Raw genomic sequence first — 12,577 nt, 5'->3', positions numbered from 1 at the left:
TATTCAACCGCTCTCCAATCCATTACAATAATTTCACATTGGAAATACATGAATATTCTCAATGTTATAAATGGTTTATACCTTATAGGATTACTATGGGAAAGGATGTGAAATATCCAAAAAGAAATCATTTTTTATGATGAAATAAAAAATTTTAATGAAGAAAAAGTTATTTCATTATTTTCAAGTTTCGTTAAAGTGCATGTATTTATAATCACTATGAGACAAGGAGCAGAATCCGAAAAAATTTTTGTAAATTAGAAAATTGCATTTCAAAAATAAGTTAAACGTTTATGGAGGGTTATATGAGCGAGAAAATTTATTACTGGTCTCCGATTAAGCATTGGGAGAAGTTGCATAATGAAGTTTTGATAGGGGAAATGAGATTTACAGGTATTCTGTCTGAGTGGTTTCCAGATTTTTATTTTATGGCTCAAAAAGGTGTGAAAATTAGTGAACTAGTAGAGCGCTTTTCGTTAGGAAATGTAGAAGAGACACAAAAAAACATAGAGCTCATGATAAAAAATCGTGTGTTAGTAAGTAATATATTACACCCAAGAGAAGTATTTTCTTCACAAGAAAAGATTTTTTCAAATCCATATAGCAACCAGATTCGCTTTTCTAAAGAAAAGTTAGATAAGTATATGAGTAAACAATTAAATCGCACGCACGTTGCTGCACGGTCGACCGAAATTCAACTTGAAACAACAAATGAGCTACCTACTATAATCAAGGAACGTAGGTCTTGTCGTCAATTTGATATGGAAAAACATATTAGTTTTTCGGAATTTTCCCGATTCTTATCAACTCTAAAACAGGTTAGGGAAGAAAAAATATACTATCATTACGCAAGTGCAGGCGGGCTCTATCCCATTGATATCTTTGTTTATGTAAAACCAAAACGTATAGAGGATATGAAAGCTGGATTTTATTATTATAACCCATCAAAAAATAGTCTTGTGATTGTAAACAACATTGATCAAGTAATCAAAAGTGATCATGAGTTAATTAATCAGGATTTATTTACTCAATCTGCCTTCTCAGTTTATTTGGTTTATAATGCGAACGCTTCCATCCCGAAATACGGTTCAGATGGATATTTATTTGCTTGTATTGAGTCAGGCATTATCACTGCTACCTTAAACATGGTTGCTGAGACATTAAATTTAGGGGTTTGTTCAGTCGGTCATATGAAATTTGAAGAGATTCAGCAATTTTTATGTTTGGATAATCATCAAGTGTTTCTCCATGGGCTTGAAGTTGGCTTGAAAATTAACGAGTAGAAGAAATGAATATTAGGGGGATAAAGATAAAAATGCACATTAAAGATCGAAGTTCGATTCATGAAAATAAAGAAGTAGAAGCGTTTTGGAAGGAGCAATTATCTTCCGAGATTCTCGATTTTTCTGTATTTAAATTTAATAGCGATTACCGACTAAATAAAGAAACACCTTGTGAATACGTTCAAGTCATAGTGAATGTAGAATTTAGTAAAAGTATACAAAAAATAAGTAAGTCTCAAGATTTATTATTATTTAGCTGGTTTCAAGCCGCTTTAAGGGTTTGTTTGGCACATTATACAGATCAAGAAAGAATTACTATTGGTATTCCTATAATTGAAAAGAATCTTGAACAAAGTGAGAATCTTAATAAGTTGATTCCTTTAGGAAGTGAAATCCAGCCGCATCACACCTTTAAACAATTAGTAAATGAGATTGAACACACGACTTTATTCGGGTATGAAAATCAGGAGTATCCGCTCTCTGAATTATTAGTTAAACACAATTTAACTCCTTTTCAAATTGTAATCGGGATGGAAGGATTACATAATGAAAATTCGCTAGAAGAATACGCAGAGAATAATTTAGCCCTATGGATACGAAGAAAATGGAATGAAATACATAATGAATTTGAATTTCAAATTTCTTGCAAGTCCCGTTCATTCTCTTCTTTGCAACAGTTTGCCAATTCGTATTGTTATGTTTTAAAGCAAGTTTCACAAAATCCGAATTTGGCATTGAAAGATATTTGTATTATTGCAGAAGAAGAAAAAGAGTTGTTAGAAGGATTGAATACTTTTCAAACGGGCATAGACTTGTTTCAATCATTTCAAGATTTGTTTGAAGCGCAAGTATTAAAAACTCCAGAACAAATTGCTGTTGTTTGTAATGATCAATCTTTGACATATAGAGAATTGAATAAGAAAGCGAATCAATTGGCTTCTATTCTTCAAAGTAAAGGTGTTTCAAAAGAAAGTATTATTGGCGTTATGGTAGATCGGTCATTAGAAATGATTATTGGTATGATGGGGGTTTTAAAAGCAGGAGCAGCGTATTTACCAATCGACCCTAACTACCCAACTGAACGAATTGAATATATGTTACAAGATAGTCAAGCAAAATATTTACTTAGTAAGCGAACAGAGGAAGTATTGCCACAATTTGCAGGTGAAGTACTGTATCTTGATAAAGAATATCTTTTTCAAGGTGAAGAAAGTAATTTAGTACGAGAACATAATCCTAATGATTTAGCTTATGTTATTTACACATCAGGATCGACAGGAAATCCAAAAGGGGTAATGATAGAACAAAAATCACTAGTTCATTTTTTAAATGTAATGAGAGAAAAAGTAAAAGCTAATCAATCATTCTTGTTTCTTGCTAGTGTATCTTTTGATATTTCCTTGTTAGAAATATGTCTTCCTTTAACGCAAGGTTCAAAAGTAGTAATTGCTACAGAGGACCAGTTTGCAACAAAAGAATTGGCTCATTTGGTCAAAAAACATAAGGTGGATTTATGGGAATCAACGCCATCGCGAATGGAAGTGATTTTGAGTGATCCAGAAGGGGCGATTTTTCTAAAAGATTTAAAATCTATTTTATTAGCAGGAGAATCATTTTCCATTGATTTGGTTGAAAAAATTCGTTGTATCAGTGAAGCAACAATTTTAAATATTTATGGTCCCACAGAAACAACCATTTGCGCAACAGTAAAAGACTTGAGCACTTCCAAAGAAGTTACGATTGGCAAACCTAACCCGAATTATCATTCCTATATATTGAATAAGTATGGCCAATTAAAACCATTTGGAATTCCCGGTGAACTCTGCATTGCTGGCGTAGCGGTAGCACGAGGGTATCTTGGTAAAAATAAACTGACAGATGAAAAGTTTGTACCGAGTCCTTTTGCGGCAGGGGAAATGATGTATCATACAGGTGATCTCGTTCGTTGGTTGCCTGATGGAGAACTTGAATATTTAGGTAGAATGGATCATCAAGTGAAAATTCGGGGGTATCGGATTGAATTAAGAGAAATCGAAACTCAATTAAGGGAATATCCAGAAATAAACCAGGCTATCGTTGTTGATCAAGTGTATGGAAATAGGAAATTATTAGCTGCCTACTATGTATCGGATAACAAGGTGTCTTTTGATGAAATCAGAAAATATTTAAGTGATAAATTACCTGAGTTTATGATTCCTGAAAAAATGATTCAGGTAGAAGAGATTCCATTGAATCCAAATGGAAAAGTGGATAGAAAAAGATTGTTGGATATAACACAAACGGATTATGTATCAATTCCATACGTTGCTCCGCGCAATGAAATTGAACAAAAATTAGTGCGTGCATGGGAAAAAGTTATGGAGATCGAGGGAATCGGTATTCATGATAATTTTTTTGCATTAAAAGGAGAATCTATTAAAGCACTTCAGGTAATTAATTTATTAAGAAAAGACGGCTTAAAAATAAGTACAACAGATTTTTTTAAGCACCCCACAATCGCTCAACTGAGTTCTTGTGTAAAGCTAGAGCATAAAGAGGAAAACCTTGAAAGTAGACCAACTCATGTTAAAGATTTGTCTAAGCCATTTTCCTTAACAGAAGTTCAGACAGCGTATATGATAGGACGGAATTCACAGTTTGAATTAAGTGGTATTTCCCCTCAAACATATTTTGAATATGAAACAGCTTTGGATATCAATCGTCTTTCAAAAAGTTTTCAAAAGGTAATTCATCGTCATCCAATGTTGCGAGCTGTAATTTTACCAGAGGGAAAACAGCAAATATTACAAAGCGTTCCTGATTACGAGATTGAAATAGTGAGTCTCATAGATTTAGATGATAGGAATCAACATGCTCGCTTACAAGAAGAGCGTTCTCGAATGACTAACCATGTATTCCCTTTGGGGCAATGGCCTTTGTTTGAATTGAAAGCTTTTCTTTTAAAAGAAGACACGTATTTATTATGTTTTCGATACGATGCTTTATTAATGGACGGAGCAAGCATGAACATTGTTGGACAGGATTTGTTGCATTATTATTATAAACCAAATCAAAAATTAGAATCTTTATCTTTTGATTTTCAAGATTATATGTTTATCTATGATGAAATGGAACAAAGTGAAGAATATAAAACAGCAAAAGATTATTGGACAAGTAAGCTTCCTGACTTTCCGTTTGCACCTTCTTTGCTGTTAAAAAAGGATCCAGCAGAGATTGCTACTCCTAAATTCCAATCACTTACAAAAATCCTGGATAATAAAAAATGGACAAAGCTACGAAAGTTAGCACAAGAGAAAGAGGTAACGCCTTCCGCTCTACTTTGTACAATATATGGTGATGTGTTGGCACATTGGAGTAATCAACGTCGATTAGCAATTAACTTGACTGTATTTAACCGTTATCCTGTTCATGATGAAGTAGAACAGATTGTTGGAGATTTCACATCACTTATTTTATTGGATGTTGATGTAAAACCAGAGCAAACTTTCTTTACTAGAGTAAAAGAAACGCAAGCTACTTTATTAGATGGCCTTGAACATCGTCATTACGATGGAGTTAACTTTATTCGAGATTTTACTCGATATCATCAAATGACGCCAAAAGCAGTTATGCCAATCGTTTTCACCTCGATGTTAGCAGGTGCAGGTGCTTTCTCTTGGGAACAACTTGGTTCTCTTCGCTATATTCATGCTCAGACTCCACAAGTGTATTTGGATAATGTAGTAATTGAAAAAAATGGAGAGTTATTAATTAGCTGGAACTATGTTGAAGAGTTGTTTGATGTTGATGTAATAGAAGCAATGTTTTCCCAATTTGTTGACTTATTGGAACAATTGGTGAAACAAAGCGATATAACATCTTTGCAGATGAAAGAATCGGATCAAACTTTAATTAAGCAATACAATGAAACAACAGAAAAAATACCTTCAACTACTCTGTATCAATTATTTACAGACCAAGTAAAACGTACACCGGATGAAGTAGCAGTGGTATTTGAACAAGAATGGTTAACATACTCGGAACTTCATAAACGTTCTAATCAAATTGCCCACTTCTTAAAAGAGCAAGGTATTGGTCTAGGTGACAAAGTGGGTCTTTTAGCAAAAAGGCGAGTTGACACAATTGTTAATATGTTAGGTGTTTTAAAATCAGGTGCCGCTTATGTTCCGATTGATCCCGATCATCCTTTAGATCGCCAAACATATATTTTAAAAAATAGCTCATGCAAGCTTTTATTAGAACCTAGTCTTTATGAAGAAAATCATTTGTCATTTTATACAACAGAAGATATGCCCGCTATTGCTGGTCCAGAAGATATTGCCTATATTATATACACTTCAGGAAGTACAGGAAAACCAAAAGGAGTAATTATTACTCACCAAGCGGTTACAAATACTATTCAAGACATAAATCAAAAATATGAGGTGAATGAAGATGATCGTATTATTGGTATCTCTTCCATGTGTTTTGACCTATCTGTATACGATATTTTCGGAGCTTTAAGCACAGGTGCAATGTTAGTAATGATTCGTGATCCGAGAGACATGCAAGAATTAATCCGCACTGTCGAACGTAGAGGGATTACAATTTGGAATACAGTGCCTGCAATCATGGATTTGGCATTGGAGCAAGTAGGTTCTCATTTTGAATATCCTTCTTTACGTTTAGTTTTACATAGTGGAGATTGGATTCCGCTTTCTTTACCAGAAAAAATAAAACGACATTTTCCGATTGCAGAAGTAGTCTCACTAGGAGGGGCAACAGAAGCATCGATTTGGTCAATTTATTATCCGGTCAAACAGGTGGAATCACATTGGAATAGTATTCCATACGGGATGCCCTTGGCAAACCAAACGTATTATGTGTTGAACTATGAAAAGAAAATGTGCCCTGTTGGTGTAATTGGAGATTTATATATCGGGGGAGTGGGCCTTGCTAAAGGATATTTAAATGATGAAAAGAAAACAAATGAAGCGTTTGTGTCACATCCTGATTTTGGTCTTATATATAAAACAGGGGATTGTGGAAAAATGCATTCTGAGGGATATATTGAATTTTTAGGCCGCCAAGATTACCAAGTGAAAATTCAGGGATATCGAGTAGAGTTAGAAGAAATCTCTCATTGTCTTCTAACTTATAAACAAGTCGAACATGCTGTCGTAATTGATCAAACAGATGAGAACGGAATAAAATTTTTAGTTGCATATGTGGTAACTGAGCAAAATATTAGTACAACAGAACTACGAAAGCATTTGCAAGATCACTTGCCAGATTATATGATTCCTTCTTATTTTGTTTATTTGGACCAATTACCCCTGACTCCAAACGGGAAATTAGATAGAAAAGCGCTCCCTACTCCGGAGAAACAAAAAAATGAAGTATTTATTGCCCCAAAAACTGAAATGGAAAAAATATTAACTAGTATTTGGCAAGAAGTACTCAAAATAGATCAAGTTGGAGTAAATGATCATTTCTTCGCCTTAGGTGGAGATTCGATAAAAGCGATTCAAGTGTCCGTCAGACTGTATCGACAAGGATTCGAGCTTGAACCAAAAAATATATTTTCATTTCCTATATTAAGGGACATGGTTCAATTTGTTAAAAAGCTAGACCAGTTTTCAAGTTCACAAACAAATGATGTAAACATAATGAACGATAATAAAGCTACATTACTAAATGTTAAAGATAAACAACTTAATCAACATACACTTAACAAAATACAAGAAAAAATGCCGGATATAAAAATAGAACGTATTTACCCGTTAGCACCTTTCCAGGAAGTTATTTATGAGCATGCTACGAATGAACCTGATACAAATGCATATTTTGAACAAACAATTTGGGCACTTGAGGGGGAGCTGGATATTAAACTCTTTATTCAGTGTTTCCAACAATTAGTTGATCGTCATGATTCTTTAAGAACAATAATTGTGCAAGATGAACAAGCAAAACCTTGGCAAGCTGTTCTATATGATGTTCAAATAAATTCAGAAATAAAAAACTTGATTGAGATGACGAAACAAGAACAGCAAGAATTCCTAAAACAGTGGATGAATGAAAATTTAAGTCGAGGATTTAAAAATGATGAACTTATGACACGTCTCTGTATATTCCAACTAGGTAATAACGAGCATAAAGTAATTTGGAGTTCCCATCATCTATTATGTGATGGTTGGAGCGTCAGCATTTTGATAGACGAATTATTCCAGCTCTACGAAACTACAAATGCCGGAACTACGGCGGGGTTACCCATAGTAAAACCTTTTGAAACATTTATAGATTGGACTTTGGCACAAGATCATGAGAAAGCACGTCATTTTTGGCGAGATTATTTATCAGGATACAATCAGAAAATTAGTATTCCTAAAAAGAAAGTCCCATCTAAAAGTGAAGGGTTAAACTTCACTTTTATGGATTTAACATTAGACAAGGATTTGACTGATCAGTTACAAACATTTGTAACTAAAAATAATATAACTATGAATACGGCATTACTAGCTGTATGGGGAATATTGCTTGGCAAATTCAACGGAACGAGAGAAGTAGTATTGCCTAACCTAGTATCAGTCAGACCTCCCGAAGTAGAAGGAATTGAAAATATGTTCGGTCTGTTCACAAATGTTTTGCCTATCCGATTAGCATGGACAGAAACGCAATCTTTTGTGGACTTCCTGCAAAAGGTACAACTAGAGACATTGAAATGTAATGAGTATGCATACTATTCATTTGTTGATATACAAAAGCAAAGTGAATTAAAAACTGAGTTGACTGACCATCTTTGGGTTTTTGAAAACTATCCAACTAATCCAGCAATCTTTTCTTCAAATGAAAACAGACATTTTGCTATCACGGATTACGAAGTTGTTGATGAGCCACATGTAAAGTATGGAATTATGTGCTTCCCTGAAGAAAGACTTACAATAAAGTTTGGATATGATCAAATGGTATATGAAACAGAGAAAATACAGGAAATATTAAATCACATCCAGGGGTTAATCAACACGATTCTTCAAAATCCAATACAAACAATTTGTGATTACAAATTATAAAAAATGAAAAGGCGAGCAAGAACTCGCCTTTTTAAATAGAATAGGAGTAAATCAAATGACAAAAAAATTACAGTTATCAGCCGAAGAAATGCGTCAGTTAGGATATCAAGCGGTTGACTTAATTGTTGATCATATGAATCATTTAAAAAGTAAACCAGTTTCAGAAACGATTGATAGTAATATTTTTAGAGACAAGCTAATTGAAACGATTCCGGAAAACGGATCTAATCCAAAAGAATTACTTCATTTTCTTAATAACAATGTGTTTAATCAAATTACTCATGTGGATCATCCTCATTTTATGGCTTTTGTGCCAGGTCCTAATAATTATGTTGGTGTATTAGCAGATTTTTTAGCAAGTGGGTTTAATGTATTTCCTACAGCTTGGATAGTAGGTGCAGGTGCCGAACAAATTGAATTAACGACAATTAACTGGTTAAAATCAATGCTAGGATTCCCTGATTCAGCTGAAGGATTATTTGTCAGTGGTGGTTCCATGGCTAATTTGACTGCACTTACTGTAGCGAGACAGGTCAAGCTGAATAATGACATAGAAAATGCGATTGTTTATTTTTCTAACCAAACTCATTTTTCTGTAGATCGAGCACTTAAAGTATTAGGTTTTAAACAGCATCAAATTTGCCGAATTGAGACAGATGAAGACTTAAAAATTTCAGTTAGTACTTTAAGAAAACAAATAAAAGAAGATCGATTAAAAGGGAAAAAACCATTCTGTGTTATTGCTAATGCAGGGACAACGAATTGCGGAGCGGTGGACTCCCTCGATGAATTGGCTGATGTATGTGGTGATGAAGATATATGGCTACACGTGGATGGGGCTTATGGGGCTGCAGCAATTCTCAGTGAAAAAGGAAGGGAGTTATTAAGTGGAATTCATCGTGCCGATTCTTTAACGTTAGACCCGCATAAATGGCTTTTTCAGCCTTATGATGTTGGTTGTGTACTTATTCGAAATAGCCAATATTTAAGTGAAACATTCCGTATGATCCCAGAGTATATTAAGGATACAGAAACTAATATAGAAGAAAAAGTGAATTTTGGGGAGCGTGGAATTGAACTTTCTCGTAGATTTAGAGCATTAAAGGTATGGCTTTCTTTTAAAGCATTCGGAGTTACAGCTTTTCGTGAGGCAATTGATCATGGCATTATGCTAGCTGAACAAGTTGAAGAGTTTTTAAGGAAAGAAAAAGATTGGGAAGTAGTAACACCTGCCCAATTAGGAATTGTTACTTTTCGTTATATTCCATGTGAGCTAACATCTACAGATACAATTCATGAAATAAACAAAAAATTGGTGGAAGAAATTAATCAAAGAGGATTTGCTATGCTAAGTACGACTAAATTAAAAGAAAAAGTAGTAATTCGACTTTGCTCTATCAACCCAAGAACAACAAAAGAAGAAATACTTCAAATCATGATGAACATAAAAGCATTAGCAGAGGAAATAAACACATCGCCTAAACATCTTATATCTGTTTCTCAACCTTGATATATTAGGCGGATTTTACATATTAATAGCCGATTCTTATTTAGAATCGGCTATTATATTTAAATGATAAATACATATATACTATTTATAAGTGTTTCTCTTGTAATGGGATTAAGCCTCAACCTTGGATACTCGTTTGAAACCAGTCTTTATTGCTTGTACTATTTCGTTCACAGCATAAATAGATACATCGGCATTTGGATTTAACCCTTCAAACCAGTGATAGGCATTTGGATATAAATGAAACTCCACATCAACACCAGCTTGTGCTAGTTTGCTTACATAGGTTAATGTTTCGCTGCGGAATGGATCTAATTGACCAACAAATGTGTAAGTATACGGTAAGTCACTATAATCCTCAGCTCGAGAAGGTGCTGCATAGGCAGGGATTTGATCCGTTCCATACATTTCTCCTAAATACATTTTCCAGCCAGCTTCATTTGCCTTTTGGTTCCAAACAAATCCCTCTTTAATTTCATTCGCTGAAGGTGTATCATTTCTGTCATCAATCATTGGATATAGTGGCATTTGTAAACAAATTGAAGGATATTTTCGATCTCGTGCTAATAATGATAATGCTGCTGTTAGTCCACCGCCAGCGCTTACTCCTGCAACCCCAATTCGATTCGAATCAATGTTTAATGACTTTGCATTATCAGCAATCCATTTTAAAGCTGAATAACAATCCTCAATTGGTGCTGGGTAAGGGTGTTCAGGTGCTAAGCGGTAGTCTACAGACACGACCACACAGCTAGCTTCTTTTGCAAACCTCATACAAGTATCATCGTTATCATCTATAGACCCTAAGATATAACCTCCACCATGTATCCATAATAAGACAGGTAAAGATTCATGATTTGATTTTGGACGATAAATTCGTAATGGTAACAGATTATCATCAGGCCCAACAATGACTTTATCTGTTAAAGAAAGAGAGTCATCAACAACGGTAGGTGGTCTCATTTGAGCTATTCCTTCTCTGATTGATTGCAAATTTTCTGGGCGTAAATCGAGATCCGGAAACATCTCTAACCCTTGTAATAATTCTGGATTTACTCTAGTTTTCATTTTAGCACCTCTATTTGTAATTGTTTTCAAATAAATGAAGTGTATTCTAAGTAGTTTAATTGTGAAAGAACACCACAATTAAATTGTAAATTGGATATGTTATAACGGTCAACAGAATATTCGGAAATTAAAACCTTTCTCAAGAAGGAGTTTCATGCAATCAATAATACAAGTAGTGGATTTAAGAGCAAAGAGGTTTAATGTCGTTGTAATTATGTACATTAGAAAAATTTCTTTTCTAGACTCATGAAGAATTATGAAAAGCAAAATTTTATAGATGGTTATCTTAAAAATAAACAAAAAGAGAAGAACTAACCAATGTTCTTCTCTCTTTTTCATATGTAATTAGGGTATCCATAACTGTAAATATGGATGGTATAGATTAATGGATGAATAATTTATTTTTAAATTAATAACGTAATACATAAAGATTTTTGTATGTAATATTTCATATACAGGGACCACTGGTGAAAATGCTGAGCAATGTTTTTCCATATGGTAAATTAGTTCCTTAGTTATTTATTTTATTTTATTTTCAATCGTGTAAGGCTTGGGGCTAAGATTTACAAAGGTGACTAGTAAAAAATATAACAATACAAGTATAAGATTTTGTACTTAGTAATCTCGCGATTTAAGGCATGACATTGATAAGTGTGGGGAGTTCAATCGATTTTGAATAAAATCAATAGTATCAGTTGCAATTTTTTTACGTTTAAGAACGATCCCGGCATGCCCGCATGTATAAATATATCGTGGAGGTCTTTCCCAAGATTCCCACAAGTAGTCTGTATCCTCAGAATGCACATATAGATCATGCTTACCTGAAATTAATAAAATATTTTCTTTTTTTACTTTTGGCAATGCTTGACTCGGTTCAGTGATTTTCCAATAATCTATTAAATCATCATACGTAACACCATGATGTTCCAAGTCTTCTCTAATAAATTTACCCGGAATTGTATTCCAAATAGAATAAGAAAGTCGATTTGCATAGAAAATGGATGCTAACACATCAATTTCTTCTTCAACAAGAGAGGTTAAGTTAGTAATAAATCCGCCTAAACTAATCCCTATTAGAATCAGGGGACCATTTTTATTTGCTTTAATCCATTTAATCAAAGCTCGTAAATCAGCTATCGCTTGTCTAGTTGCTTGTACTGTTCGTTCAATATTTGCACTTACCATATACTCTCCACTGAATAAGGATTGATCGGGTTTTCTTTCAAAATGATAGGGTAGAGTGAAATAATACATATTCCACTTCAGGTTGGTCATATGGTCGTGGAATATTTTTTTTACACGTTCGTTAGAATCCATTCTCCAACCGTGAACAAAGATAATATGAGGTGCATTTTCATTTTTATGTAAGAATAATTCCCCAGTTACAGAGTCGTTGCGTGAATCACCGGATTGAACTGAGCTTTTATATTTGAATTGCCCAGCCATGTATTCCTTTTCCTGTTTTGAATGCTTAATGTCAAAATGAATATGTGATGGTTTTACTTTATAAAAAGATTCTATGTCCTTTATATTTAATGAAGTGTTAGAAAGGGAAGTATACTGAAACGCTACACTTCTTTTTTTGTGTAAATCATATAAGGCGTACCGATCAATGAGTTTTGAAAAAATCAAATTAACCTCCTCCAAAATACATATTGTTTAAAACA

General features: G+C 33.9%; 5 protein-coding genes. 3 read left to right on the top strand and 2 right to left on the bottom strand.

The features are described 5' to 3' along the window. The first annotated feature begins 305 nt into the window (after positions 1 to 305). From M1D73_RS13685 to M1D73_RS13675, 3 genes are read left to right on the top strand one after another with little or no spacing between them, the layout of a single operon-like run. The gene (locus M1D73_RS13685; protein WP_001290968.1) at positions 306 to 1,283 is read left to right on the top strand and encodes a SagB/ThcOx family dehydrogenase; all 978 of its coding nucleotides are present in this window, start codon (positions 306 to 308) and stop codon (positions 1,281 to 1,283) included. A 32-nt stretch (positions 1,284 to 1,315) separates the two neighbouring features. Continuing rightward, positions 1,316 to 8,332: a non-ribosomal peptide synthetase gene (locus M1D73_RS13680; RefSeq protein ID WP_121868264.1), complete on the top strand. Its 7,017-nt coding sequence runs from the start codon at positions 1,316 to 1,318 to the stop codon at positions 8,330 to 8,332. 55 nt (positions 8,333 to 8,387) lie between these two features. Further along, positions 8,388 to 9,842, top strand: coding sequence for a pyridoxal phosphate-dependent decarboxylase family protein (locus tag M1D73_RS13675; protein ID WP_000162820.1), 1,455 nt, complete (start codon positions 8,388 to 8,390; stop codon positions 9,840 to 9,842). 111 nt (positions 9,843 to 9,953) lie between these two features. Here the strand turns inward: M1D73_RS13675 and M1D73_RS13670 are convergent, their stop codons facing one another. Beyond that, on the bottom strand, positions 9,954 to 10,910 hold the full coding sequence (locus tag M1D73_RS13670; RefSeq protein ID WP_000857937.1) for an alpha/beta hydrolase: 957 nt from the start codon (positions 10,908 to 10,910) through the stop codon (positions 9,954 to 9,956). Between the two features lie 615 nt (positions 10,911 to 11,525). After that, positions 11,526 to 12,542, bottom strand: a complete 1,017-nt coding sequence (locus M1D73_RS13665) for an alpha/beta hydrolase (protein ID WP_121868263.1) — start codon at positions 12,540 to 12,542, stop codon at positions 11,526 to 11,528. Between the last annotated feature and the right edge of the window lie 35 nt (positions 12,543 to 12,577).

This window comes from Bacillus sp. PK3-067, from assembly GCF_056738645.1.
The sequence above is the reverse complement of the archived record's forward strand: the minus strand, read 5'-3'. Positions and strand labels throughout refer to the sequence as shown.